This window comes from Saccharopolyspora sp. ASAGF58 (assembly GCF_012277335.1).
Classification (GTDB): domain Bacteria; phylum Actinomycetota; class Actinomycetes; order Mycobacteriales; family Pseudonocardiaceae; genus Saccharopolyspora; species Saccharopolyspora hattusasensis.
The window spans coordinates 6,488,127-6,513,651 of record NZ_CP040605.1; the positions used below are offsets into that span (position 1 = coordinate 6,488,127).

The 25,525-nt window shown below is 68.9% G+C and carries 28 protein-coding genes; 8 read left to right on the forward strand and 20 right to left on the reverse strand.

From position 1 onward, the window contains the following. Window positions 1-11: 11 nt before the first annotated feature. Window positions 12-1,346 (forward strand): GntP family permease, encoded by a 1,335-nt coding sequence (locus FDZ84_RS30425; protein WP_168588671.1) that lies wholly within the window; start codon window positions 12-14, stop codon window positions 1,344-1,346. 41 nt (window positions 1,347-1,387) lie between these two features. Here FDZ84_RS30425 and FDZ84_RS30430 read toward each other — a convergent pair whose 3' ends face one another. Then, the gene (locus tag FDZ84_RS30430; protein WP_168588672.1) at window positions 1,388-1,600 is read right to left on the reverse strand and encodes a DUF2277 domain-containing protein; all 213 of its coding nucleotides are present in this window, start codon (window positions 1,598-1,600) and stop codon (window positions 1,388-1,390) included. A 214-nt stretch (window positions 1,601-1,814) separates the two neighbouring features. Here FDZ84_RS30430 and FDZ84_RS30435 point away from each other — a divergent pair, with 214 nt between their 5' ends. After that, a complete protein-coding gene (locus tag FDZ84_RS30435; RefSeq protein WP_246868546.1) occupies window positions 1,815-2,420 on the forward strand; it encodes an HdeD family acid-resistance protein in 606 nt (201 codons plus the stop codon). Window positions 2,421-2,516: 96 nt separating this feature from the next. After that, window positions 2,517-2,669, forward strand: a complete 153-nt coding sequence (locus FDZ84_RS39565) for a lipopolysaccharide assembly protein LapA domain-containing protein (protein WP_246868547.1) — start codon at window positions 2,517-2,519, stop codon at window positions 2,667-2,669. A gap of 36 nt (window positions 2,670-2,705) precedes the next feature. Here the strand turns inward: FDZ84_RS39565 and FDZ84_RS30445 are convergent, their stop codons facing one another. The 11 genes from FDZ84_RS30445 to FDZ84_RS30495 all read right to left on the reverse strand — a co-directional run bounded on the left by FDZ84_RS30445 (window position 2,706) and on the right by FDZ84_RS30495 (window position 13,014). Then, a complete protein-coding gene (locus FDZ84_RS30445) occupies window positions 2,706-3,098 on the reverse strand; it encodes a hypothetical protein (RefSeq protein WP_168588674.1) in 393 nt (130 codons plus the stop codon). 167 nt (window positions 3,099-3,265) lie between these two features. Then, complete coding sequence (locus FDZ84_RS30450) at window positions 3,266-4,201, reverse strand: acyl-CoA desaturase (protein ID WP_168588675.1); 936 nt, start codon at window positions 4,199-4,201, stop codon at window positions 3,266-3,268. Between the two features lie 186 nt (window positions 4,202-4,387). Beyond that, a complete protein-coding gene (locus FDZ84_RS30455; protein WP_168588676.1) occupies window positions 4,388-5,869 on the reverse strand; it encodes a diguanylate cyclase in 1,482 nt (493 codons plus the stop codon). 86 nt (window positions 5,870-5,955) lie between these two features. After that, a complete protein-coding gene (locus FDZ84_RS30460) occupies window positions 5,956-7,302 on the reverse strand; it encodes a DUF3100 domain-containing protein (RefSeq protein ID WP_168588677.1) in 1,347 nt (448 codons plus the stop codon). 86 nt (window positions 7,303-7,388) lie between these two features. Beyond that, window positions 7,389-8,930: an aldehyde dehydrogenase gene (locus FDZ84_RS30465; RefSeq protein WP_168588678.1), complete on the reverse strand. Its 1,542-nt coding sequence runs from the start codon at window positions 8,928-8,930 to the stop codon at window positions 7,389-7,391. After that, window positions 8,927-9,814, reverse strand: a complete 888-nt coding sequence (locus FDZ84_RS30470) for an NAD(P)-dependent oxidoreductase (RefSeq protein ID WP_168588679.1) — start codon at window positions 9,812-9,814, stop codon at window positions 8,927-8,929. The genes FDZ84_RS30465 and FDZ84_RS30470 overlap by 4 nt, the downstream gene beginning before the upstream one ends. 35 nt (window positions 9,815-9,849) lie before the next feature. Beyond that, window positions 9,850-10,728 (reverse strand): MurR/RpiR family transcriptional regulator, encoded by an 879-nt coding sequence (locus tag FDZ84_RS30475; protein WP_210435217.1) that lies wholly within the window; start codon window positions 10,726-10,728, stop codon window positions 9,850-9,852. Window positions 10,729-10,848: 120 nt separating this feature from the next. After that, the gene (locus FDZ84_RS30480) at window positions 10,849-12,060 is read right to left on the reverse strand and encodes an MFS transporter (RefSeq protein WP_168588681.1); all 1,212 of its coding nucleotides are present in this window, start codon (window positions 12,058-12,060) and stop codon (window positions 10,849-10,851) included. Window positions 12,061-12,181: 121 nt separating this feature from the next. Further along, complete coding sequence (gene pqqD, locus FDZ84_RS30485; protein ID WP_168588682.1) at window positions 12,182-12,463, reverse strand: pyrroloquinoline quinone biosynthesis peptide chaperone PqqD; 282 nt, start codon at window positions 12,461-12,463, stop codon at window positions 12,182-12,184. 112 nt (window positions 12,464-12,575) lie between these two features. Beyond that, window positions 12,576-12,713 (reverse strand): pyrroloquinoline quinone precursor peptide PqqA, encoded by a 138-nt coding sequence (pqqA, locus tag FDZ84_RS30490; protein WP_168588683.1) that lies wholly within the window; start codon window positions 12,711-12,713, stop codon window positions 12,576-12,578. Window positions 12,714-12,858: 145 nt separating this feature from the next. Then, the gene (locus FDZ84_RS30495; RefSeq protein WP_168588684.1) at window positions 12,859-13,014 is read right to left on the reverse strand and encodes a hypothetical protein; all 156 of its coding nucleotides are present in this window, start codon (window positions 13,012-13,014) and stop codon (window positions 12,859-12,861) included. A 407-nt stretch (window positions 13,015-13,421) separates the two neighbouring features. Here FDZ84_RS30495 and FDZ84_RS30500 point away from each other — a divergent pair, with 407 nt between their 5' ends. After that, window positions 13,422-13,718: a hypothetical protein gene (locus tag FDZ84_RS30500; RefSeq protein ID WP_168588685.1), complete on the forward strand. Its 297-nt coding sequence runs from the start codon at window positions 13,422-13,424 to the stop codon at window positions 13,716-13,718. On the opposite strand, the gene FDZ84_RS30505 is transcribed toward FDZ84_RS30500, so the two are convergent. Next, a complete protein-coding gene (locus tag FDZ84_RS30505; protein ID WP_210435218.1) occupies window positions 13,642-13,860 on the reverse strand; it encodes a hypothetical protein in 219 nt (72 codons plus the stop codon). The two genes, FDZ84_RS30500 and FDZ84_RS30505, sit on opposite strands and share 77 nt — an antisense overlap. Before the next feature lie 117 nt (window positions 13,861-13,977). On the opposite strand from FDZ84_RS30505, the gene FDZ84_RS30510 reads away from it, so the two are divergent. Then, complete coding sequence (locus FDZ84_RS30510) at window positions 13,978-14,787, forward strand: MBL fold metallo-hydrolase (RefSeq protein ID WP_168588686.1); 810 nt, start codon at window positions 13,978-13,980, stop codon at window positions 14,785-14,787. Window positions 14,788-14,792: 5 nt separating this feature from the next. Here the strand turns inward: FDZ84_RS30510 and FDZ84_RS30515 are convergent, their stop codons facing one another. From FDZ84_RS30515 to dctA, 3 genes are all read right to left on the reverse strand, one after another. After that, window positions 14,793-15,200 (reverse strand): archease, encoded by a 408-nt coding sequence (locus FDZ84_RS30515; protein WP_168588687.1) that lies wholly within the window; start codon window positions 15,198-15,200, stop codon window positions 14,793-14,795. Window positions 15,201-15,504: 304 nt separating this feature from the next. After that, the gene (locus FDZ84_RS30520) at window positions 15,505-16,917 is read right to left on the reverse strand and encodes an RtcB family protein (RefSeq protein ID WP_168588688.1); all 1,413 of its coding nucleotides are present in this window, start codon (window positions 16,915-16,917) and stop codon (window positions 15,505-15,507) included. Between the two features lie 148 nt (window positions 16,918-17,065). Beyond that, window positions 17,066-18,403 carry a C4-dicarboxylate transporter DctA gene (dctA, locus tag FDZ84_RS30525; protein WP_168588689.1) on the reverse strand — a complete coding sequence of 446 codons (1,338 nt, stop codon included), beginning with the start codon at window positions 18,401-18,403 and terminating at the stop codon, window positions 17,066-17,068. Window positions 18,404-18,805: 402 nt separating this feature from the next. Between dctA and FDZ84_RS30530 the strand changes: the two genes are divergently transcribed. After that, a complete protein-coding gene (locus FDZ84_RS30530; RefSeq protein WP_168588690.1) occupies window positions 18,806-19,294 on the forward strand; it encodes a GtrA family protein in 489 nt (162 codons plus the stop codon). Here the strand turns inward: FDZ84_RS30530 and FDZ84_RS30535 are convergent. Next, on the reverse strand, window positions 19,265-20,293 hold the full coding sequence (locus FDZ84_RS30535; protein WP_168588691.1) for a hypothetical protein: 1,029 nt from the start codon (window positions 20,291-20,293) through the stop codon (window positions 19,265-19,267). The genes FDZ84_RS30530 and FDZ84_RS30535 overlap by 30 nt on opposite strands. Further along, complete coding sequence (locus tag FDZ84_RS30540; RefSeq protein WP_371812708.1) at window positions 20,290-21,030, reverse strand: TauD/TfdA family dioxygenase; 741 nt, start codon at window positions 21,028-21,030, stop codon at window positions 20,290-20,292. Before FDZ84_RS30540 ends, FDZ84_RS30535 begins: the two co-directional genes overlap by 4 nt. 191 nt (window positions 21,031-21,221) lie before the next feature. On the opposite strand from FDZ84_RS30540, the gene FDZ84_RS30545 reads away from it, so the two are divergent. Continuing rightward, a complete protein-coding gene (locus tag FDZ84_RS30545) occupies window positions 21,222-22,376 on the forward strand; it encodes an alpha-hydroxy-acid oxidizing protein (RefSeq protein WP_168588693.1) in 1,155 nt (384 codons plus the stop codon). Between the two features lie 43 nt (window positions 22,377-22,419). After that, entirely contained in the window at window positions 22,420-23,400 is a 981-nt protein-coding gene (locus FDZ84_RS30550) for a hypothetical protein (RefSeq protein WP_168588694.1), read from the forward strand. A 12-nt stretch (window positions 23,401-23,412) separates the two neighbouring features. Here the strand turns inward: FDZ84_RS30550 and FDZ84_RS30555 are convergent, their stop codons facing one another. Then, window positions 23,413-24,147: a TauD/TfdA family dioxygenase gene (locus FDZ84_RS30555; RefSeq protein ID WP_168588695.1), complete on the reverse strand. Its 735-nt coding sequence runs from the start codon at window positions 24,145-24,147 to the stop codon at window positions 23,413-23,415. 121 nt (window positions 24,148-24,268) lie between these two features. After that, a complete protein-coding gene (locus tag FDZ84_RS30560) occupies window positions 24,269-25,399 on the reverse strand; it encodes an aminomethyl transferase family protein (RefSeq protein WP_168588696.1) in 1,131 nt (376 codons plus the stop codon). Between the last annotated feature and the right edge of the window lie 126 nt (window positions 25,400-25,525).

A 25,525-nucleotide genomic window follows, 5' to 3' on the forward strand; every position in this document is an offset into this window, starting at 1 on the left:
GGACTCGAAAGATGTCGGACATCGTTGTCTTCGCCAACGCCGCGATCACCATCGTCGGCGTCGTCGTGCTCATCCTCCGGGCCAAGATCAGCCCGGCCATCGCGCTCGTCCTCGGTGCGATCTACCTGGGGCTGGTCTCGGGACTGGGCCCCGAGCAGACCATCAAGTCCATCACCACCGGCTTCGGCGACCTGATGACCGAGGTCGGCTTGCTGATCGCGTTCGGCGTGCTGCTCGGCTCGCTGATGGCCTCCCTCGGCGCGATCGAGAAGCTCGTCGACCTGCTCGTGCGGACCTTCGGCCCGCGGTCCCTGCCCTACACCTTCGGCGCCACCGTCGGCACCGTCCTGCAGTCGATCTTCGCGGACGTGCTGCTGGTGATCACCGCGCCGCTGGCCGGCCGGCTGTCCCGGCAAATCGGCCCGTACGGCGCGGCACGGATGTGCGCGGCGATGGCGCTGGGCATCGAGGTCGGCCTGGTGTTCGTGCTGCCCGGTGTCGGGGCGGTCGCCCTGGCCGGGGTGCTGAACCTGTCGTTCGGCAAGATGTTTATCTTCGGCCTCGTCACGGCGGTCTTCACCATCGTCGCCACGCTGGCGCTGTTCACGGCGCTGGCCAAGCGCGGCTTGTGGAACCCGAAGCTGGACGAGACCGAGGACTTGCCGGTCGCGGAGGTCGCCGAGGAGGAGCGGTCGCGCGAGCTGCCGCCGCTGCCCCTGCTGCTGGCTCCGCTGCTGCTCGCGCTGGCACTGATCGCCTTCGGTGCCAGCGCGGAAATGGCCGGGTTCTCCTCGCCGTGGGTCGACTTCCTCGGCGACCCGGTGATCGCCCTGCTCATCGGCCTGATCGGGGCGGTGGTCCTCGCGCGTTGGAAGCTCCCGGCCGAGCAGACCGCGGCGGCGTTCAAGCGCGGTTTCCACGAAAGCGGCCAGATCCTCATCCTCACGGGTGTCGGCGGCTCGCTGGCGCAGACGGTCAAGGACGTGGGCCTGGGTGAACTGCTGAAGGGCTACTTCTCCACCAGCACGGTCGTCCCGCTGCTGCTGGTGTGGTTGGTGGCCGCGGTGCTGCACATCGCGATCGGCTCGGTGACGCTCGCCTCGATCACCGCCGCCGGCGTGCTGGGCCCAGTCATGCCGCTGCTGGGCATCGACCCGGTCTTCGTCGCCTTGGCGGCGGGCGCGGGTTCGCTGTTCGTCATCCACGCCACCAGCAACACGTTCTGGCTGCTGCAAACCCTGCTGCCCCAAACGACCCGAGGGGCGCTGAAGTCGGTAACGCTGACGGTCTCGGCCGCCTCGATCATCGCGATGATCCCGATTCAGGTCATGGCCCTGGCTTTCTGAACCACGGGACGCTCGTGCAGACGGTGGCTCATGCGGCGAACTTACCGAGAGCCGCGGACCTCCAGCGACGCCAGCAGGGTGGCCGTGGCCTTCTCGATCTCGTCCACCGCCTGTTCGAAAGCGGCCGCGTTGTGCGCGGCGGGCGCGCGGAACCCCGAGATCTTGCGGACGTACTGCAATGCGGCCGCCCGGATGTCACCGTCGGTGACGTGATCGGCGTAGGGCGGGCGGAGCGTCTTGATGCTGCGGCACATGAACATTCCCTGGTTGGATTTCCCCAGCTCGTACCGGGTCGATGAGCTGCGGACCGAGACGGCTCGGGTGCTGTACCGGACATGTTAGAGGCGATGCCCTGTCCGGGAGGCTCGGCGGGCGCGCCGAAGGCTGAGGCCGTTGGACCCTGGGGAGGCATCGTGGGGCCGCGCAATCTGAGGAGGCCGAACCCGACGAGCCTCTTGTGAGGTGGTCATGCCGAACGCCCACGTGCAGCCCGCTACGACTGCCGCTGAACCGCTGGCCCGGCTCGGGCGGTCCTGGGGTTGGCTGCTGACCTTCGGGGTCCTGACCGCGATCGCCGGAATTCTAGTGCTGGTGTGGCCAGGACCGGCAGTCGTCGCTTTGGCGATCATTGTCGGAGTGCAGTTGCTGGTCGGCGGGATCTTCTGGTTCGTCGAGGCCGTGAGCGCGCACCAGGAGAATCGCTTCGCCCTGGTTCTGCTTGCCGTGCTGGCCATCATCGCTGGCGTGGTGGTGCTGAGGTCGCCTGTTGCCTCCGTCGCGCTGTTCCCGCTTGCGCTGGGTCTGTTCTGGACGATCAGCGGGGTTGTCGAAACCTTGCACGCGATCGTCGCTGCGGGCGTTCCGGCGCGGGGATGGGCGGTCGCGTCCGGGCTGCTCAGCGTGCTCGCCGGTATCGCCTTGCTGGCCTACCCCGGCCTCGGGCTGGTGACCCTGACCTACATCCTCGGCATCTGGCTGGTGGTGTACGGGGTTGTCGCCGCTGTCCGAGCAGTTCGAGTGCGGCCGCATGCAGCAGCGGCACCCGCAGCGCATGCGGGCCCAGCACCGGCGTAGCCGGAGTTCGCCATGAGCAGTCAGCGGAGCCAGCGTTCACCGGACAGGACGCATCGTTGGGCGTCCCCCCGCGCCATTACGAGCTTGGTGCTTGTCGTGGCGGCAGTGGTGCTCGTGCTCGAGAACCGGCAAACCGTCGAGATCAGGATCTTCGTGCCGTTGGTCACGATGCCGATGTGGACGGCGCTGGCCGTGATGCTGGTCGTCGGGATCGTCGTCGGGCTCTTGGTGTCCCGTCCCCGGAAATGAGGGGGAGCTGGCGGGCCCGGCGTCGCGGTGCTTCGATCACTGCGCCTCGGGATGGCGTCGTGGTCTGAGGTCGCCCGAGGTGTGCAGGTCCACGCTTTCAATCGCGGTCCAGTACCGGGTGGCGTCCGTGACGGCCACGGCCAACTCGGCGCTGAGCGTGGCCAGGTGGGTTCCGGCGAGCCTCAGCTTGTCTCCGGGGTGATTGCTGGTCTTGGCCCGCTCCACATCCTGTTCGTCGAAGCGCCCAACCTGTTCGGCCAGCACGGAGCTCAGTTGGCTGAGCTCGGCGAGCGTGCCCACGATCGCCGAGCCGAAGGCGTGGAGTTCGTTCAAGGACGGCTGCGGGGTCCTGGCCTGCAGGCTCACGGACTCTGCCACAGCATCCCGCCCGCGGTGCAGCGCTTCCAGGGGATGTTCGTGCTCGGGCATGGGAGATGCCTCCTCGGCTGAGTGGCGACTCCAGCGGCTGCGGAGCGGGGAAGCCCTGTTCGGAGGCTTCGCTGCCCGGTGGCGCAAGAAGGCGCGGTAACGCTGAAGTACCCGATTTCGCTGACCGACTCCCGTGCTCAGGACTCCGGCGGTCGGTGGACGTTGTCTCAGTCGTCGACGGACAACCGGGCGAGGCGCCGGGCCGTTGGCCAACGCACGTGGGTGACCCAACCGAGCTTCTCGAAGATCCGGATCAGCCGCGCGGAGATGTCGATCTGGCCAGGCCGGACGCCATGCCGAGCGCAGGTCGGGTCGGCGTGGTGCAGGTTGTGCCACGACTCGCCCATGCTCAGCAGGGCGAGCGGCCAGAAGTTGGCCGCCTTGTCGCGGCTGCGGAACGGGCGCTCCCCGAACATGTGGCAGATCGAGTTCACCGACCAGGTCACGTGGTGCAGGAAGGCGACGCGGACCAACCCGGCCCAGAAGAAGGACGTCGCGGCACCCCACCAGGTGCCGGTGATCAAGCCGCCGCACAACGCAGGCAGCGCGAACGTGGCCACGGTCAGCGGCCCGAACAACCGGTGCACTAGCCGGATGTCGGGGTCGGCCAGCAGATCGGGCGCGAACCGCTGCTGATTCGTCAGATCCCGGTCGAAGATCCAGCCCATGTGCGCGTGCCAGAACCCCCGCGCCAACGCGACGGGGGACGTGCCGAACGCCCACGGCGAGTGTGGATCGCCCTCCCGGTCGGCGAACGCGTGGTGCCTGCGATGATCTGCGACCCAGTGCAGGATCGGTCCCTGGACCGCCATGCTGCCCGCGACCGCGAGTGCGATGCGCATCCAGCGCTTGGCGCGGAACGCGCCGTGCGTGAAGTAGCGGTGGTAGCCGACCGTCACGCCGAGGATGGTGAACACGTACCAGCCGACGGCGAGCAGCGCATCCCACCAGCGCAAGCCCCACCCCCACACCAGCGGCACAGCCGCGATCAAGGCCAGGAACGGCACGAGGATGAACGCGTAGACCGACAGGTGCGGGGCCAGTGGCCTGCGCCCGGCCAGCAGCGGTTGGGGATTCGACTTGGACACGTCGCTGGCGACCATCGCAGCAGAAACCTCGAATCCGCCTAGTCGGAAGCTCTGCCACCACCGACCGGGAGGCAGCCGTTCACCCACCACACAACCGGCAAGGGGCACGAAGAGCAACGAACCGCCCGGCAAGCATTGGTGAACGCGGGTGAAGGGCTTGGTGTCGAGACACTGCTGCCGGATCCCCTCATGAACGTGCGGTCAGGTCTGTGCTGGAGGAAAAGCCCGGTCGCTTTCGACCTCGACCCGGTTGCGGCCGGCGTGCTTCGCCCGGTAGAGGGCTCGGTCGGCGGCGGCGAATAGGGGGACGAAATGGGTGGGGCCGATGGCGACGCCGACGCTGACGGTCGGCGGTCGGGTTCTCGAGCCCACCTGCGGCGTCCAGTCGTGGGTCTCCACAGCGGCGCGGATGCGCTCGGCCAGCTCCGGGCCGCCGGGGCCTGGAGCCTGTTCCCGGTCGGCGAGCAGTACCAGGAACTCGTCGCCCGCCCATCGGCAGACGAGGTCGTCGGAGCGGCACTCGCGCCGCAGCAGCCGGGCCACCTCCTGCAAGACGGCGTCGCCTGCGGTGTGGCCCGCGGCGTCGTTGATCTTCTTGAAGTTGTCGACGTCCATCACGACCAGCCACCGCACCGCGGCTTGATCGGCAGCCGAGGCCCGGTGCTCCACGCCGCGCCGGTTGAGCAGGCCGGTCAGCGGGTCCCGGCACGCGTCCTGCTGCGCGGCGGACTCCTGGCGCTGCGCCTGGATGGCGACGCGGCGTTGCTCCAGGGCCTGACCGAGCCCGACCTGCAGCACGCGCATCGCCGTTCTGCTGGCGGCCACCAGGCTGCGCAGCGCGGCGGCCTCGCCGACGGGGTCGTCCAGCTCTCGGCAGATCGTGGTCAGGGCCAGCGAGAACCGCGTCCGCAGCCTGGTGTCCCGGATCCATTCCGCTGTTTCGACGGCTCGGCTGGCGAAAGTCCGGGCTTCGGCCAGGCGGTGCTGGTGCCGACGGATCTCGGCGAGCACCCAGTTCGCGATCGCCGAGGTGTAGCGGTCCTCCGCTTCCTCGCTCGCCGTCAGGGCCTGCACCGCGCGGCTCTCCGCTTCGGCGACGTGCCCGAGGGCGGCCAGCGCCCGGGCGCTGCCGGCCTGAACGCGGTTGCGGATCTGTCCTGGGGAGGCCAGCGACAGCGCTTCGTCGAAGAGCTCCAGCGCCGTGCGGAAGCACTCGTCCGCGGCGCCGTTGGCCTCCATGGCCCGCAGTTGCCAGCAGTTGGCCTCCCGCTCCAGGCAGTGCGCGAGGATCTCCGGCGCACCGCAGCGCCGGGCGACCTGAACCGACTGGGTGATGAGCTCGCGCGCGGCGTCGTGGTGCCCGACTGCCTGCAGCAGATCCCCGAGCATGCCCATCGCCTGGGCGGCGGAGCCACCCTGCGGCCGGTCGACGTCGAGCACGGTCCACCCCTCGGCGACGAGGTCGAGGGCGAGCGGAATCCGATCGAGCCGCCACGCCAGGTAGGCCCGGTGCACGAGCACGACGCTGGAGTCCCACCGGCCATCGACGTGGTTGGCCCCGTCGGCGACCAGCCGCCTGAAGGCGAGGCCGGCGGCGTTCGGGCGGCCGGACTCCAGCAACATCCGGACGTGCCGGTCCGGCTCGGGGACCAGCCCCGCCATCAACGGATCGTTCTCCCGCACTGCCTCATCCTCGCAGCCACGCAACCCGGTGACCTGCTGTTCTGAGCCACCGCGCTGCGTTCAGAGTACCGATCCCAGCGGATTGCTCAGCCCCAAAGGCCGAGGGCGAACTCGGCGATCACGGTCGACAGGAGGAACGACGCCGTGATCGCGACCAGGCCGACCGGGATGATCTTCCAGCCGATCCGCCGCAGCAGCGGGATGTCCTTGCCCAGCGACAGCCCCGCCAGGGTCAGCATGATGGTGGCGATCGAGAGGAAGTCCACCGACTTCACCAGCGGGTTCAGCACCTCTGCGCCGGGGAACCAGGGGCTCGAGATGTAGGCGCCCACCGTGGTGATCCAAACGATCGCCGAGATCTTCCGGGACACCTTCGCTAGGAGGAGCCCGACCAGGACCAGGGCCAGGAGCACCGCGTAACCGCCGACGACCTTCCAGCTCAAGGCACCGGCCGCGATCGAGGCGGTGCCGATGCCCAGCACCGTCAGCACCCCAAGCGACAGCCACAGCGGCAGCGTGACCTGGGTGGAGACCGCGGCGACCTGCTCCCGGAACGCGCGGTTGTCCGCGACCTCGTCCGACCCGGCACCGGCGGAAGCCGCTGGCGCGCCCGATCCCGGAGCGGCGGTGTCCCGGCGTCCCGTGAGCAGCCGGTAGAACCGGTCGGCCAGCGGCAGCGCGATGTAGATCCCGACGTACACGCCCAGGATCGTGGTGATCAGGTTCGACACGGCGGCCATGCCCAGGATGGCCTCTTCACCGGCCGGATACGCGTCCACGATGCTCGCCGTGGACGCCGCCATCATCGAGCCGGACCCGACTCCCGCGCCCATGGCCAGCGCCAGCGGATCGAAGATCCGCCAGTTGGCCACGAGGGACGTCAGGAGCGTGATGAACACCGCGCCGAAGAGCGTGCCGAATACGTACATCGCCAGCACGCCGCGGTACTGGTCCGAGTCCGGCCCGTACTTCTCCGAGACCATCGCGAACGACGGCTCGCGGTCGAGGGAGAACGTGGCGCCGACCGTGGCCTTGCCCATGCGCAGCAGCACGGCCAGCGGCAGGGCGAGGGCGATCGTCCCGAGCAGGTGGCCGACCTCCTGCAGCAGCAGGGCGGGCCCCGCTTTGACCAGGGTCGGCAGGCTCGGGCCGATGTTGAAGGCGAGCCGGGCCACCAGCAGCATCACCGCCACGCCGACCAAGGCCGAGGCCGCCTTCTGCAGGTCCAAGCCGAGCGGCTTGAACCGCTGCACCGACACCAGCAGGCCGAGGACCAGCCCCCACACCATCGGGAAGATGATGATGGACCCGATGCCCAGATCGATCTTGACTTGGCCGACGAACTGGACGACCAGCGCGATGACCAGCGCCAGGGCGGCGATCGGCAGCGTTTGCTTCGTTCCGGCCTCGGCCGGGGCGGTGGAAATGGTCATCGGGCTGCTGCTTCCTGCGAGGGGTTCCGGCGGTGGGCCGCCGCGGTGAACCGGTCTTTCTGCTGATTCGGTCCCATGACGCCGCCCTAGTAGCTCAGCGATGGGAACGGTGCGCCTGCGGCGCGGGTGGGCACCCAGACGGCCTTGGTCTGGGTGTACTCATCGAGCACACCCGGGCCGGAGGAGCGGCCGTGGCCGGAGTCGCCGAAGCCGCCGAAGGGGACGGCGACGTGGATCGTCTTGTAGGAGTTGATCCAGAAAGTGCCGGCCTTGACCGAGCGTGCCACGTGGTGGGCGCGGGACACGTCGCCGGTCCACACCGCGCCCGCCAGGCCGAAGTTCGTGCCGTTGGCCCGGTCGATCGCTTCCGCCTCGGTGTCGAATGCGTCGGCGCCGACAACGGGACCGAACACCTCGCTGGTCTCCAACCGGTTGGCGGGTGTGACCCCGTCGAGCAGGGTAGGCGCGACCCAGTGACCGGCCGCCAGCGCGGTGCCGGTCAGCGCGGCGGGCAGCTCCGCGCCGGTGACCCGGCGGCCGCCGTCCTGCAGCCCCGCCTCGATCAGGGAGGTCACGGTGGCGAACTGCGGTGCGGTGATGATCGGGCCGACCTCGGTGTCGGGGTCGAGCGGATCGCCGAGGCGCAATCGCGCCGCCCGCTCCGCAACGCGTTCGACGAACTCGGCGTGGACGCTGCGCTGCACCAGCAGCCGCGAACCGGCCACGCAGGACTGCCCGGCGCCGGAGAACACGGCCGCGATGGCACCGTCGGCCGCGCGGTCCAGGTCCGCGTCGGCGAAGACGATATTGGCGCTCTTGCCGCCGAGTTCGAGGACGGCCGGGATACCGGCCTGGGCCGCCGATACCGCCACCCGGCGGCCGGTGGCCACCGAGCCGACGAACGAGACCTTCCCGACGCGCGGGTCGCTGGTGAGCGCGGCGCCGACGGTGCCCCCGAGGCCGACGGCGACGTTGAAGACGCCTTCCGGCAGACCGGCCTGGTGCGCCAGCTGGGCCAGCCTGACGGTGGAAGCCGGGGTGAACTCGCTGGGTTTGACGACGACGGCGTTGCCGGCGGCCAGCGGGGCGGCCGAGTTCCAACCGGCCGTGAACAGCGGCGCGTTCCACGGCGTGATGGCCACGACGACGCCCCAGGGGACGCGTTCGGTGTAGGTGTGCCAGTTGCCGGGGACGGGGATGGTCCGGCCCATCAGCTTGTCGGCCCACCCCGCGTAGTAGCCGAACATTTCGGCGACCTTGGCCGCCTCGCCCCGGGTGTCCCGGAGCGGCTTTCCGGTGGTGGCGGACTCCAGCACGGCCAGTTCCTCGGCGTGCTCGGAGAGTATGCCGGAGACCTTGCGCAGGATCGCCGCCCGTTCGAAGGCGTCCGTCGCGGCCCACTTCGCGGCCCCGTGGACCGCGCTGGTCAGGATGGCGTCGGCGCCTTCCCGGCCGGGATCGTTGAAGTCGGCGTAGTCCTCGCCGGTGGCGGCGGAGGTGAGGGTGATGCGCTCGCCCCCGCCGGTGACGATGGCGCCGTCGATGAAGGCTCCAAGGCCTTGCGGGAAGGCGGCGTCCAAGGCCTGGCGTGCAGATGCGGCCGAAGAAGTGGCCGGGATGGTGCTCATGATTTGGGGGATCCTTCGCGGGTGAGGGAGGGGGCGACGGTTCGCGCGATCTCGGTGAAGTCGGCGCTGGGGCCGAGGCGGGCGAGGGCGTCCTGCCAGCGCTGGCTCGCGGCGGCCAGCAGGCCGGGCTGCTCGCCGCGCTGGCCGGCGATCTCGATGGCCAGGGCGGCGTCCCGGGCCATCAGCCCGAGGGAGAAACCGGAGTCGTGGGTGCCGGAGAGCACCCAGTCCGGGTACATCGCGGCGGAGACCAAGCTGGCGCCGGAAGCTCCGCTGATCCCCGCCGCGGCGATGGCGGGATCCACGCCGTAGGCCTTCGCGACGGCTAGGGCCTCACCGACGGACACCAGATTGGCCGCGGCCAGGACGTTGTTGAGCAGCTTGACCACGTTGCCGGAGCCGGGGCCGCCCAGGTGCTGGTACTGGCCGCCGGTCAGGGCCTCCACCACGGGCCGGGCCGCGTCGAGGCCATCTGGCGTGGCCCCGACGAACGCGGTCAACCGCCCCGTCGCGGCCCCGGCTCGCCCGCCCGAGACGGGTGCGTCCACGAAGGCCGCGCCCCGTTCGGCGGCGAGGACGGCGAGCTTGGCGCTGGTGGCCGGCTCCGACGTCGTCGTGTCGACGATCGCGATGGTGCCCGCGCTCTCCAGCAGTTGGGGGACCGTCGCCTCGACCACGCGGGCCGAGGGCAGCGAGAGGACTACGTAGGGCGTTCCGGCCAGCAAGCCGACGTCGTCCACGGTGCGGATGCCGCCACTTCCTGCGGCGGAACGCGCATCGGGGGAGGGGTCGAACCCGGACACCTGCCAGCCGGCCCGGTGCAGGGTGGAGGCCATGGCACCGCCCATCGACCCCAGGCCGACGACGGCGATTTGCTTGTCCATCAGAGCTCCTGTTCGTGGGGACGTTCTGGTTCGTCCTAGTCGAGGTAGATGTCCAGGTCCTTCCACAGCTGCTGGGTGCGGCGGATGGCGGCGCGGCTGCGTTCCGGCTGCGCCGCTTGCATCCCGGCGAGCAGCCCGTAGACGACCGAGGTGGCCGCGGTGACGGACTGGAAGAAGGAAATGCCTTCCGACGGCACGATCAGCAGGTGGTCGGCCACGGTGGTGGCCAGTCGGCCTCGGCGCATGTCGGTGATCGCGATGATCGTCGCGCCTGCGGCGCGGGCTGCCTCGGTGGTGGCGATGAGCTGCTTCATGGATCGCCACATGTTGATGACCACCAGGACGTCGCCCGGTCCCAGGCTGTTGATGGCGGTGGCCAGGTGCACCCCGGCCCGGTTCTCCAGGGAGATCGGGTAGCCCATGGTGGAACCGAGGTGGGCCATGACGCTGGCCGGGCCGGCGAAGGAGCCGACGCCGACCACGAGGATCGACCTGGCCGCCGCCAGTGCCGCGATGGCGGCCTCCGCGTCGGCGGCGGTGTTGGTGTCCAGCGCCTGGCGCAGGTTGTCGATGTCGTGCGTCAGGGCGTCGTGCAGCGGGCTCCGGTGCTCGCCGTGCTCGACGAGCGTGTCCTCGGAGGAGATCAGCACCAGGTAGCGGGCGCGCAGCTCGCGCTGCAGGTCCGGCCAGCCCCGGTAGCCCAGCGTCTGGGCGGCGCGGACCACGGTGGAGTTGTTGACGTCGGCCCGCTGCGCGATCTCGGCGATGTCCGCGTAGGACGCAAGTTGCGGATTGCGGACGATCACGTCGACCACGCGCGACTGCGCCTTGGAGAGCGGCACGCCGGGCAAGACGTCACCCAGCCACTGGGCGTCGGCGTTGCCGAAGATCTCGTCGTTGTGTGCTGTGGACACGAACCCTGCTCCCGGATACGAGGCGGAGCGCCCTGCAAGCGCGATTGCGACAATGTACATCGCAATTTTGATTGCAGAAAGACCCTGTTGCGCGCCGGATGGCGAAGCGCCGGCGTGGGATCAAGTCGACTGCGCGGACCGTCTGGGGCCGAACCCGCTCGCAGCTGCCGTGAGCAGCAGCGCGGCCCCGAGGAAGTAGACGGCGGTGATGCCGAGCCAGTCGGCGAGCACGCCGCCCAGAAGGAGGCTGACCAACCTGCCGGTCTGGAACAGCGCGTCGAATCCGGCGAAGACGCGACCTCGCGCTGCCTCGCCGGTGTGGGTTTGCACCAGGCTGGTGAAGGTTATGGTGCCGGTCGAGGTGCTCAGGCCGTAGAACAGCAGCGCCGCAGCCGCCAACAGGGGCCACGTCGTCAGGGCCAGCAGCACGTCGACCAAGCCGCGAACGCCGTATGCACCGAAGACGATGCCCGGCCGGACCGGGCCGCGCACGATCCGGGTCAGCAGGGCGGGGCCGGCGAGGGCGCCGACGGCGATGGTGGCCAAGAGCCAGCCGAAACCCTGCGGGCCCAGACCGAGCCGTTCCCGGACGAGGACGACGAGCAAAGCGCTGGTGGCTCCGGCCGACAACGCGGCAAGCAACTGCGCCGTGGCCAGTGAGCGCAGCAGCCGGTCGGCCACGAGCAGCCGGACGCCGTCGAGGGCGTCGCGCGCCCAACCCTGCGAGGTCGCGGCGCGATGACCGGGAACCGCCAAGCCGGTGAGCAGCATGGCGCTGATGGCGAACGATGCGGCGTTGAGCCAGAACGCGGCGGCGTAACCGGCCACGGCGGCGAGCGCGCCGGCCAGCGGTGCGAGCGCGATTTGGGCGACGATCGCGGTGGTCCAGATGCCGGAGTTGGCGGCGACGAGTTCGCGTTCGCCGACCAGTGCCGGTAGCAGGCTGTTGGCTGCGGGGTTGAAGAACACCGCGGCAGCCGAGAGCGCGAACGCGATCGCATAGACCGCTCCCAGGTGGGTACCGACCAGAGGCAGCAACGCGGCGAGGGCCATGCGGACGAGGTCGGCTGCGATCATGATGCGGCGTCGAGGCAGGCGATCGACCACGACGCCGGCCACGGGAGCGAACAGCAGCACCGGCACGACGTCGGCGATCACCACTCCGGCCACACCCAGACCCGAGCCCGTGCGGTCCAGGACCAGCAGGAGCAGCGTCACCCCGGCCAGGATGTCCCCGGCGCGCGAGATCACCGCAGCGGCCCACCACCTCCGGTAGACGGGCCGCGCGAGCAACTCCCGCACCGTGATCCGGCCCGGTTCTGCCGCTGGCACAGATGTCCTCCCGCAGCTTCCCGACGGTGTGAGGGCAGGACCTGTTATTCAGGAGGCCGGGTTGAGCGGGTTGGGGCAGCACGGGCAGCGTGCACGCGCCTGGGCCCGCAGCCCGGACCGGTCAGTCACCGCCGAGTTCCACCCACCGCTTGGCGACGAGGCGGGCGAGGAAGTTCGCCACGTCGTCGTCGGCCACGTGGTCGTAGCGGTCGCGCAGCTTCTCCACGATCTCGGCGACCGTGCGCCGTCCGTCGCACAGGTGCAGGGTGGTCGCGCCGGTCAGGTTCAGCACCGTCGCAGATTCGGGCACCTGCAACATGTACTGCTTCCGTGCCCGGTCGAAGCCCAAGCGCACGTGCGAGGCCAATCTGGGCTGGCTCGATGGCTGTAGTGCTGTGCTCATCGCCGTCTCAGTTCACTCGGTCCGGAAAGCTCGGTCTGCGGGCCTGCGTCGGCGAGCAGGTTTCTCGCGGTGGTCTGCTCGTCGACGCAGGGGCCACTGCTGGTGTTCGGTGCTAGTCCTCCATCCGCGAGACGTACATCGTCACTTCGGACGCGCACGCGAGTTCTTCGAAGTCCGGGGCCTCCCAGTCGACTTCCTCGAACTTCGGGGGCTCCCATTCAAGAGCCGTCCGAGCGGTATCGGATTGCATGGTCGGCACCTCCGCTCTGCGGATTTCACCGTCTTGCAGGGGAGCTCCCGCCTGCGGGCAGGCGGGAGCTCTGCGGTTGACAAGAGCCGGTTTACGGGCTGAAAGCCCGGGCTAGTCGGATGAGATTGGTGGGGTCAGGGCGCGATCAGCAGCCCCAGCCGCCCCAACCCCAGCCGCCCCAGCCCCAGCCGCCCCAGCCGCCGCGGCCCCAGCCGCCCCAGCCGCCGCCACGGCCGCCCCAGCCTCCGCCGCGGCCGCCCCAGCCGCCGCCGCGGGAGCTGAAAATCGTGCTGATCTTCATCGTGATCCCTCATCTTTTCAAAAGGGTTCAACGACTTTCGTTGGACCTTCGGATGTTGCTTTGCAACCAACAACGCCGACGTCGTTCCGGAAAGCGTCAGCCCGGGATGGTCGGGAATGTGAACGATCGCTCTGCGTGGTGTTGCACTTGCAACCATAGAGTTAAAGGGTGGTGTCAACAGGGGACTTTCGTCCTCAGCACTATCTGTAGCCCCTTTGGTTGCGCTACGTATTCGGGTGTCGCGCTGCGGCCAACGCGCCGGTCGCGAAATCGCGTGCCCGGAGCATCCACTGTGGAATTATCTTTCGCGGGATCTGCGCGCGATTTCCAGCTGTCAGAGACGGTTGTGCGGGCGGCTGGACCGCCTACGTGGTCCATGGCCGCATGTGTGGCTGCCGTGGTTCGGCGTGCGCGAGAATTCCAGGGTGCTGTTCGGGATTCTGGGTTCGGCTGGAGGTGCTGGGCTCGCCGCGCTCAACGGCGACGGCGAGCGCGCCGCGCTGCTGCTGGGGATCGCGAAGACCCTCGTCGGCCGGACGTCGACCGCCCACCGCGAGCTGGTGAGCGACTTCGGCGCGGCTCTCGAGCGCGGCGCGGCACTCGCCTACGACCAGGCGATCGCACTGCTCACCGGAGAAAGCGGGAATAGTCCGCGAGCCAGATCGCGTTCGCGGCCTTCTGGCAGCCGCGCGCGAAGTCCTTGATCTGGTGCTCGTAGCGGACGAACGCGGTCCGGTGGTCGCCGTCGGCCGCGGCCAGCTCTCCGGCCAGCACGTAGGCGGCGACCAGCGCCTGACCGCTGCCCAGCCCGCCGAGGGTGGCGCCGTAACCGGCGTCGCCGAGCAAACGGCGCTGATCGCTCGCTGACGGGCCGCTGACGGGTGGTTTTCCCGAGTCGAGCGGCGGGACGGCGCGTAAGGTGGACGCCGCGCTGCACGGGGGACGAAGGGACCGCAGACGACCATGACCGCCTCGACGATGCCGATCTGCGCCACCTGCGGCACGCAGTACGCCCGACCACGCCCGGACTGCCCGGTTTGCGAAGACGAGCGCCAGTACGTGCCGCAGGGCGGTCAGCAGTGGACGGATCTCGCGAGCGTGCGCTCCGACGAGCGCAAGGCGCTGATCCGCGAACAGGACGATGTGCTCGGGATCGGCTGCGAGCCGCGGTTCGCCATCGGCCAGCGCGCGCTGCTGCTGCGCACCGACGCGGGCAACGTGCTGTGGGACTGCGTGTCCTATTTGGACGATGAAATCATCAGCACGATCAATGATCTCGGCGGATTGATCGGCATCGCGATCAGCCACCCGCACTACTACACCACGATGGTCGAGTGGGCCCACGCCTTCGACGTGCCGGTGCACCTGCACGCCAACGACCAGCAGTGGATAGGCCGCCCGGACCCGTCGATCCGGCTGTGGGAGGGCACAACCAACGAGCTCGCGCCCGGGCTAACCCTGATCAACCTCGGCGTGCACTTCGCCGGCGGCACGGTGCTGCACTGGGACAGCGGCGAGGGAGCGCTGTTCACCGGCGACATCGTGCAGGTCATCCCGGACCGCACGCACGTGGCCTTCATGTACAGCTACCCGAACCTGATCCCGGAACGTCCCAGCGTCGTCCGCCGCGCCGCGCAGCTGCTGGAGCCCTACCGGTTCGACGCGCTCTACGGGGCCTGGTGGGACACGGTGATTCCTACCGACGCGCGCGGCATCGTGCAGCGCTCCGCCGCCCGCTATCTCCGCTACGCCCTGGATGACGTGGAGAACTGAGCGGCTCACACGTCGATGGTCGCGGCGCAGTGCCAGCCGCGAGAGTCGTGCTCGATCTGAAGTTCGTTCAGCGAAACGGCTTTGGGCGCGGCACCGATGATCTCGGCGCGTGCCACCGCGACGTTGGCCAGTTCCAGCGCGATGCCGGTTGCGAGCGGCTGGACGCGGATGTCCAGCGGGACCGTGCCTTCCGCGTCCAGCAGGTAGATGATCTCGTCGAGCACCGCGAGCAGGAGTTGCTCGTCGGTGCCGTCGAATTCGACGGTTCTGGTGCTTTCCGGCCCATCCACCGCGACCTCGGCGAAAGCGGCCACCAACGCGCGGGCCGCGGCTGCCAGGCATTCCTCGCGCGTCGAACCCCACGCTTCGAACCGGATGTCGGCGGTGTGCGGCAGGAAGCGGAACCCGTTCATCTCGACTCCATACGGCGGATGCCCCGGCCGTCAGGCCAGGGAGGAGACGATCCCGCGTGTCCGGCTGCGCAACGGCCACTGTAAGATCGGTTCCGGCAAGCGAACCTTGCCGCCCCAGCACACCAAGCTGGAACCACAAGCAACACCATGGGTACCGGTGGTCTATCGGGAGCCCGCCCACGGAGTGGGCGAATGCCTGCGGAGCTGGCGTAAGACATATCAGGCCGAGCCTGGCGCGGCTGGCTGTGAAACAGGAAACCCAGTCCGCGAGGACTGAATCTCCCTGCACCAACCGGGAGAGAAGTCAACCCTTCACCACGCCCAGCGGCACGAGCCTGGCGATGCGGCGGCACAGCCCGGCTCCTTCGGCGGCGGCGACGACGGCGTCGACGTCCTTGTAGGCGGTCGGCGCCTCCTCGGCGAGCCCGCGAGCGGAACTGCCGCGGACGACGATGCCGTCGTGCTCCAGGTCCCGGCGCAGGCGGCGGGGATCGGTCGTGCGGATCGCCTGGTGCCGGCTCTGCGTGCGTCCGGCGCCGTGGCACGTCGAGAAGAACGCATCACCGGTCGGCACGCCGGTGAGCACATAGGACGCCGTGCCCATCGAACCGGGGATCAGGACCGGCTGCCCGGCTTCCCGCAGGCTCGGCGGCAGTTCCGGGTGCCCGGGCGGCAGCGCGCGCGTGGCTCCCTTGCGGTGCACGCACAGCGTTCGCCGCTGGCCCTCCACCTCGTGCGTCTCGATCTTGGCGAGATTGTGCGAGATGTCGTAGACGAGGTCGAGCCCGCGGCCGGTCACCTTCCGCAGCACCTCGCCGGCGGCGACGCCGAGCACCTGGCGGTTCGCGCGGGCGTAGTTCGCCGCTGCGGCCATCGCGCCGAGATAAGCGCGACCCGCCGGCGAATCGACCGGCGTGCACGCCAACTGGCGATCCGGGACGGTCAGGCCGTAATCGGCCATGCTCTCGTCCATGCTGCGCACGTGGTCGGTGCAGATCTGGTGGCCGAGCCCGCGGGAACCGCAGTGGATCATCACGCACAGCTGGTCGAGGCGGAGCCCGAAGGCCCCGGCGACGCCCTCGTCGTAGATCTCGGCGACCGCCTGGACCTCCAGGAAGTGGTTGCCGGACCCGAGGCTGCCGACCTGCCCGAGGCCCCGGTCCCGCGCGCGGGCGCTGACCCGACCCGGCTGCGCGTCGGCCACCGCGCCGCCGTCCTCGCAGCGCTCCAGGTCGCGCGGCGTGCCGCGCCCGCGCGCGACGGCGTAGTGGCACCCCTCTTCCAGTAACCGGTCGAGGCCCTCGCGGGGCAACTCCCACACCGCGCCCCGGCCTGCCCCGCGCGGCGTGGCCCGGCTGAGCCCGTCCATGATCCGCTCGGCGACTCGGCGGAAGTCCGGCCGGTCCAGCTCGGCGGCCAGCAGCCGCACCCCGCAGGAGATGTCGAAACCGACGCCACCCGGTGAGACGACACCGCCGGCGCGGACGTCGGTCGCCGCGACGCCGCCGATCGGGAATCCGTAGCCCCAGTGCATGTCCGGCATGGCGTACGACGCGCCGACGATGCCGGGCAGGGCGGCTACGTTGACGACCTGGTCGAGCGCGCCGTCGCCCTTTGACGGCAGCAGTCGCCGCGACGCGAACACCACCCCCGGCACACGCATCGCGCCGTGCTGTTCGATCCGGAACCGGTACGGCGTTTCCTCGACGAGCTCCACCCGGGCCTCCCGCGTTCCTCCGCCCCCGGCAGTACCCACCGGGGCCCGGCCCGACACGCGCCCGATGGCAGCAGCGAACTCGGCCCCGTCGGTCAGGCCCCGTCGGTCAGGCCCCGTCGGTCAGGCCTTGGCGGTCAGGCCCCGTCGGTCAGGCCTTGGCGGGCTCGTCCTCCTCGCGGGGGAGCGGCGGCGCGGACGCCGGGTCGGCGAGGGTGGCTCGGGCCCGGTCGCAGTCCAGCGCTCCGTCCCATTTGGACACGATGAACGTCGCCACGCAGTTGCCCAGCAGGTTGGTGACGACCCGCATGGTGTCCATGATCCGGTCCGCGCCGAGCATCAGCGCGACCGCGGCGACCGGGATGACGCCGACCGCGCCGGCCGTCGCCGAGAGGGCGATGAACGCCGAGCCGGGGATCCCGGCCATGCCCTTTGAGGTGAGGACCAGCACCAGCACCACGGTGATCTGCTGCCCGATGGTGAGGTCCACGCCGACGGCCTGGGCCATGAACAGCGTCGCCAGCGACAGGTAGATGGACGCGCCGTCGAGGTTGAACGAGTAGCCGGTCGGGATGACCAGCCCGACCGCCTCCCTGCGGCAGCCCGCGCGTTCGAGCTTCTCCATGATCCGCGGCATCACGACCTCGCTGGACGCGGTGCCCACGGCCAGGGCGAACTCTTCCCGCGTGTAGCGCAGGAACCGCAGGAGGTGCAGCCCGGTGAACGCCTTGAGCAGCACGCCGAGCACGACGCAGAACAGCAGCGCCGCTCCGTAGCAGGCGCCGATGAGGGTGGCGTAGGTGCTCAGCGAGGACAGCCCGTACTGGCCGATGAGGTACGCCATCGAACCGAACACCGCGATCGGGGCCAGCCGCATCACGAAGCCGATGATCTTGAAGATGATCTCGCCGGTCTGCTCGATGAAGGCGAAGACCTGTGGCGCGCGCCCGATGCCGATATGCAGCAGCCCGGCCGCGAACAGCACCGCCAGCAGCAGCACCTGCAGCAGTTCGTTGTCGGCGAAGGCCGCCACCGCGCTTTCCGGGATCATGTGCAGCACGAACTGAGCCGGGCCGGGCATCTGCTCGCCGTGGGTCTTGGCGGTCACGCCGGAGGCGTCCAGCGTCGCCGGATCGACATTGAGCCCTGCGCCGGGCTGGATGACGTTCCCGGCGATGAGGCCGAGCGCGAGGGCGGCGGTTGTGACGACCTCGAAGTAGATCAGCGCCTTGAGCCCGATCCGCCCGACCGACCGCATGTCGCCGGCCTTGGCGATGCCGACCACGACCACGCAGAAGATCAGCGGCGCGATCACCATCTTGATCAGCCGGATGAACCCGTCGCCGATCGGCTTGAGGGCACCGCCGAAGTCGGGCCAGAAGTGCCCGACGGCGATGCCGAGGACGGCCGCGATGAGGACCTGGACGAACAGCGAGGACAGCACCCTTGACACGCGGCCGCGCTGGACCGGCGACGTCGGCTGAGCCATGTCGGTCTCCGATTTTCTTAATGTGGAAGTATACTTTTGAAGTTGTCTCCTGGGGCTGGTCCGGGAGTTTGCGTGCTGTCGGGATCCGCGTCAAGGGACCGAATGTGAGCGCGATTCAGAATTTCCGGCGAGGCGGCCTTGAACTGCGGTTTCGGCGTTGTCGCCAAGCCTGACTGGAGTGAATCCGGATTGGGTACAGCACGGTTCGAGGTAGCTGAACCCACTGGTATCGAGGGTGCGCTCGGGAGCCGGCGTCAGTCGCAGCGTCGCGCACCGGTGGACCGGGAGGATGACGGCTGGCACCGGCGTTTTCCAGCGTCTTCCCAGGTAGTTCACGCGGCCTTCCCGCACGGCCGGACTAGCTTGACCGCAGATCTGAACCGTTGCGTTGGAGTGGGGTCCATGAGAGTGCTGGCTGCACGGGAGCCGGGGGCGCTCGCCCCGGTCGCAGCCGATCCGCCCCGCACGGCCCCGCGCGACAACGTCCTTGGCCAGGCCGTGCTGTTCACGGTCGTGGGCGTGCTCGCGACCGCGGCGAACGCCGTGCTCTACGTGCTGCTGCGGGAGATCTTCCCGACGGGTGCCTCGAACTCGTGCTCGCTGCTGATCACGACCGCGGCCAGCAGCATGGCGCACCGGCACTTCGCGTTCGCCGGCCGGGACGAGCACCCGATCCGCATGCACCTGCAGACCCTCGCGGTGTTCCTCTTCTACTGCGTCTCGAACAGCATCGCGCTGGACTTGCTCGGCCTGGCCGTCGAAGACCCCTCCAGCGTCGTGGAGGCCGCCGCGGTCGCGGCGATGAGCATCATCGGCGGCACCACGCGCTTCGTGGTGATGCGGCTCTGGGTGTTCAGCCGCTCAAGGGCGCATCGCTCCAGCAGGGAGTAGTGCGATCCGGAACTTCTCCACGAGCGCTGTGCGCAACCTCGGCGGGATAAGCGGGTGGTCGAAGCCCTGGTCGGCGAGGTCGAACGGGCCGGCGACGTAGGCCTCGGCGAGCGTGGGTAGCACCGTGAATTCGTCGACGGCGACGGAGTGCACGACCTCCGCCATAGTGGGGGAGCCCGGCAGGGCAGCCGCACCCCACTCCGCGATCCGCGGCAGTCTCCGCAGCCGGTTGACCGCGAGTCGCCGGAGGGATTCCCGGTACAGGGCGCTCGTGCGGTCGGCGTCGGCCAGAGCGATGAACTCGCAAGCCATGGCGACGGCCTCCGCGATGAGCAGGCCTTCTCCGAATTGCAGTTGGGTCGCTGCGGCCGGACCACTGTGCTCGGTGAGTTCAGCCAGGTGGTCCATGTGCGAGGCCATGTGCAGGTGCAGGCCCCAGCGCACGACGCGAGTTGCGGCGGTGCGTTGCTTCGCGACGACGACCAGGGTTGGTCGATTGTTGTCCACCAGCCATTCCCGCCATACGAGTTCTGCTGGCAGATCGGTGTCGACGCAGTGGTGGCCGGTGCGTCCCAGCACTCGTGTGCGGGCGTTGCGGTCCAGCTCGGCGGAGACGTCCGCTGCGTCGGCCGGCTCGGTGTGCTCCTCGTCCCATCCTTCTGGCGTGCAGCTGTCGACGAAGCGTGCCAGCTGCGCCGCGCGGGCGCGGACGGCGGGGCGGGGCCACGGGGCTTCGGGATCTTGCTTGCGGTCCTCCACGTAGTCGGCAGGCGCATCTGCAAGGAAGCCGCGCATCCGACGGAGCCGGTCGGCGAACCGTGAGTACACGGGGGGTGACGTCAGGACAAAATCGTCCACTGCGGACACCAGGAGTGGGTCTCTCGATGTCCGGGCCGCCAGCAGCAGCTCTGCCATGTTGCGGGCGCGCCAGTCATCCGCCTCGGTGTCCGTGGCGGGAACGTTCGTGGCGAGCCGGATGAGCACGTCGGCGGGTGTCATCTAATGACCAGCCTGACGCGCAAGATGAGCCGTCGGGGGTCGGAGAACCACGTCCGCCCGTGCAGGACGCGTTCGTTGTCGCAGATGAGCACGCTGTCGGTGCCAAGCACGAACTCAGCTGCGTCGGGGTGCGAGTCCAGGTGTTCGTCGAAGTCGGTCGCCACCGAGCGCAGCGCGGAATCCACGTCGAGGTTGTCGACCCGCCACCGGATCCTTCCGTCCTCTCTGGACACCGAGCGTGATATGTCGGGTTCACCGCCGAATGTGGCTGGCGGAATCCATCGCCAGACGGGTTTTCGCAGCAGAGCGGACATCTCCCCCGGGAGGCCGGAAAGTGCTTTCCGGGCTTGCAGCAAACGGCTTGCTCCGCCGTCTTCGGCGGGGCGCACGCAGAACAGTGCGAATCGCTGCTCGGGCTCCGCTCGGTAGGCGGCGTCGGTGTGGAAGCGTGCCTCGCCGGCGCGCACGCTGAACGTATCGGTTGACCCGGACTTCCGCGGTGTCACCGGCCAGATGGCCTGCCCTCCGTCGCGATCCGAGGCCGTTCCGTAACGGCTCGCGATTCGTTCGACCGCCCGGTAATCCACGTCGGATCCATCGGTGAAACCGGCGCCGTCGATCAATGCCCAACCTTGATTTGTTAGCGTTTCGAGCACGGAGGTCATGGTTGCCTTTCCATGGTCCTTACGCCTGGGGGCAATCGTGCCTGCCGGACAGTACGGCCCACAATGGTCCATGTGGGTGGCGCTTCGCTTGCGCCACAGTCCGTTCGGCCGAAGAGAGCGGTCTGACAGGCCAGGCGTAAAATTCCGTTCGCGACCAAGCGGCTGACGGTTCTGGGATGTAGATCTGACGATTGTTGCGCCAGATGAGTGATGTTGGGATCGGGTGGTGCGGTACTTGCTGGAAATTGGGCAGACTCGCCGACATGACGGGATTCGCTGAGTATCAGCGCGAAATCGTCCAACTCGGCGAAGATGGAGTATCGCTTCCTTTTACGACGGATCTGGCCGCGCTGGAGGACGCCGTTCGAGCCAAGGTGCCGGCCGGACCGTACTGGTACGTGGCAGGCGGTGCCGGGACGGGTGCCACTGTTCGCGCCAACCGCGCGGCGTTCGAGCGTTGGCGGATCGTGCCAAGGATGCTCCGAAACGCCGACCGCAGAGACCTGAGCACCACGGTGCTCGGCATGCACCTGCCTGCCCCGGTGCTGCTGGCACCCGTCGGCGTTCAATCCATACTGCACCCGGAGTCGGAACTCGCGAGCACACGTGCGGCCGCAGAACTGGGTCTTCCATCGGTGCTTTCCTCGTCATCGTCGCGGACTCTCGAAGAGGTCGCTTCCGCCGGTTGTGACGCGCCGAGGTGGATGCAGTTGTACTGGTCGAGCGACCGCGAGATCTGCGCCAGCATCCTCGACCGCGGCAAGCGCGCCGGCTTCTCCGCCCTGGTGGTCACCGTGGACACCTGGGCCCGGGGCTGGCGACCGCACGAAATGGACAGGCGCTACTACCCGGCTGAGCAAGGAATCGGCATGGCGATCCCGTTTTCCGATCCTGTTTTCCGATCCAGGCTCGCCAAGCCGCCCGAAGAGGATCTCGCCGCGGCACTCCAGTTGTGGCAGCGCATGCCCACTGATGCCGGCAAGAGCTGGCAGCAGTTCTCCTTCCTGCGCGATCACTGGTCCGGCCCGATCGTGGTGAAAGGAATCCTGCATCCCGACGACGCGCGCCATGCTGTCGCGCGCGGGGCCGACGGGATCGTCGTCTCCAACCACGGAGGACGCCAGGTCGACGGTGCCGTAGGTGCGTTGGAGATGCTCCCCGAGGTCGTCGACGCGGTCGGCGCGGAGGTAGACGTATTGTTCGATTCCGGAATCCGGACCGGTGCGGATGTCATCAAAGCCCTTGCCCTGGGAGCGAAAGCCGTGCTCGTCGGCCGACCCTACGCGTACGGGCTCGCTCAAGCGGGCGAGGCGGGCGTGCGCCACGTGTTGCGCAGCCTGCTCGCGGACATCGACATCACGCTCGGGCTTGTCGGGTACCGCAGCCCGGCTGAGCTCGACCGAGATGCGCTCCGCTGAATCACCCGGCTCCCCGGCCATACACAGGGTTGGAGAAGACACCTTGAACTTTCCCGTCAGCCTCGTCGACTGCACGTTGCGTGAAGTCGAGTACGAAACCCACCTCACCCTCGCCGAGTCGGTCCGAATCGCGGCGGAGCTCTCCGATGCCGGGGTGCACTACCTCGAGATTGCCGACAAGGGCGCTCCGTCCTGGGCCGATCTGGAGATCGAGGAGTACGTCGGTGCGGTTGCGCAGGCGGCCCCTCGATCCACTGTGGCCATCATGGTCTACCCGGGCGCGTCCCTGGAGACCATCGCGCGGGCGGTTGCGGCCGGCGCGGGCTGCGTCCGCCTGACCGCGAACATCACCGAGGCCGCGAACATTCTTCCCTTGGCCGCCGGCGTGAAGGAACTCGGTGTCCAGCTGATCACCTTCAACGCCATGAAGACCTATGCGGTGCTTCCCGCCGAAGCGGTCCGCATTGCCGAGGACGCCCGCGCTGCCGGGGTGGATGTCTTCTACACGGCCGATTCCGCTGGCTGCATGCTGCCTGGAGAGGTCATTGGCCTGCTCCGGTTGTTGCGGGACCGGGGGATCGCCACCGGGTTTCATGGCCACGACAACACCGCCCTCGCCGTGGCGAATTCCCTGGCGGCGCTGGACGCCGGTGCTGTGATGGTCGATGGCACGCTTCGCGGGGCCGGCCGTAGCGCTGGCAACGCGCAGCTCGAAGTACTCGTCAAGGCCGCACAACGCGGCGGGTTCCTGTCTGGTGTAGATGGTGATCTGCTGGCCGGGAAGTCCGAGGAGCACGTCGCAGGTCGTCGGTTGCGGGATCGCGGAGTGTCCTATTTGGATATCGCGATCGGAGAAGGCCGCTTCCACACCGAGCGGCTGGCTCTGGCCCGCGAGGTCGCCGAGAGCTGCGGCGTGCCGCTGCCGGATTTGGTCCGGGAAGTCGGCCGCCGCGATCCGGTGCGGCCGTCGCGTGAGCTGATGGAAGCAGCCGCAGCGGACCTGTGCGCCTCGCGGGCCGGATGACCGTGCACCACGCTAATGCGCTTCGGCGATGTGGATTCGGCGTAGGTGGCGATGTGGATCAGCGAAGGCGGTGCGTGCGTGCAGCAGGCGCCAGTTGTCCCAGACCACCATGTCGTTGCGCTGGTAGCTGATCGCTAGATGCTGTTCGTCGAAGAGCCGCTGCCAGACCGACTGCAGCGCGGCGACTGGATCGGTGTCATCGCGGACGATGTTGTTGACCGAGAATCTCACCACCGTGCTCCCGCGGTGCTCGTCCAGCAGCGGGTGCCGGAAGGCGACGCCGAGGTCGCCGTGCGGGTTCGTCCAGTCGTACTCGGTCCGCTCCAGGTGCTGGCGGTTCTGCTCGGACAACCCCGCCAGCCACGGCCGGGTGTCCGCCAGAGTTGTTTCCCCGCCATCTCCAGCCGGGGGATGCACGCACCAAAGGGCCAGGTACCGCGGCGGAAGCCCTAGCAGGTCATAACCCTCGGTGTGCGGCGCGAACGCTTTGGTGCTGCCTGGGTAGTAGACGCCGTCTGCCGCGGGCGCGGGTCTGACCTCGGCCACGAGAGCACCGTCGTGGTGCGGCATGAGCGGACCCAGTCGACGGCCGAACGCCACGGGGTCGAAGTCATCCGGCAGGCCTGTCAGGTGGACGTAGCCGTGTTCGTCCATGAGGCTTTGGAAAGTCTTCTCGAAGAGTACGTCGGGAACGGGTTTTCCGTTGGCATCAGTCCGGTGGAGGACGCTGAGTGGTGAACGACCCATGTTCCACTCCTTTCGGTCGATGTGCACTCTCGGGCGCGTCGCGTTCGAGGCGGGCGGTAGAAGGGGCCGGGGTCAGTGCTGCTGCCCCGGCCCCGCTCCATCGGCGTGGTACGGCCGTTGCCTAGGGCGCGGCCGGGAGGTCTGGGAACGGAATAGTGCTGACCTGCCAGCGTGAGCCAGCGGCGTGCACGACCGCACCCGGCTGGCAGTCCGGTGCCAGGTGGGCGAACGCCAGCACGCGGCCTTCCCGCGGAGAAGGGGCGGCTGACGTGACGTATCCCAGGAAGCCGCCGCTGTCGTCGAGCACCTCGTCACCCACCAGGGGGCAGCCGGATTTCGTGTCGGCAGCGTGCAAACCGGCCAGCCACAGCCGTTGCGAACCGCGGCTTTTCAGCAGTCCCTCGCGACCGATGTAGTCGCGGCCGTCGTGGTCGTCGGGCACCATCCAACCCGCTCCGATCTCGAACAGGGTGGTGCCGATGTGTACGTCTACCGGGAAGAGACCGAAGGTGATGTCCCGGCACTCCATTCGGTAGATGGTGAGCAGTTCCCAGCCACACGGGGTGATCTCGGGCCGTTCGGTGACGAGCTGCCGCCACATCGCAGCCAGCACTTCTGCGGACGCCCAGACCTCGTAACCGATGACGCTCCTGAGCACTCGGGCCTGGCCACCGGCGAGCGTTCGCACCTGGCAGGACTGGAAGTTGCGCAGGTCGGCGATCATACGCCGGTCCGCATCCTCGACGAGGCTCTGCACCGCTTGCAGGCGCTTGGGCCCCTTGATGTTGAAGCTGAAGACTTCGCTGGGCAGGATGCTGACTTCGGTGAAGAATTCGGCAGTGCTGCGCAGCCAGCCCGGCTCCTTTCCGCCGCCGCAGGACAACAGGAACTCCTCCGGACCGGTGCGGACGACGACAGCTTCCTCGTCGACCGTTCCGGCGGGCGTGGTGAACAGCACGAACCTCGCGGAACCGAGCGGCAGGTCCGACACCCTGCGGGGGGAAAGTGCGTCCAACAACGCCCCGGCGTCGCTGCCCGAAACCTCGAGGTAGCACATCGCGGACGCGATGAAAGCGCCTGCGCCGTGGGTCACCGCGCGGTACTGCTGGTCCAGATCGACCTCGCGCCACCCCCACGCGCCGATCACGTTGTCGCCGAGGATGGTCCACTTCGTGACCCCGCCGAGCAGTACGTCCGTCGCGTGCAGGATCCCCCCAGGATCGACGCGGCGCAGTTTGAGGACGTTCTGCATGACTGGCAGTTCCGCTGGTTCAATATTGCTCCATACCGTACCCGATTGGGCTAGCGGGTTCCGGATTTCGGGATTCCATTCACGAGGTGTAAAGCCTTCGTCCCGTAGCGTCTGCACGGGGCGATG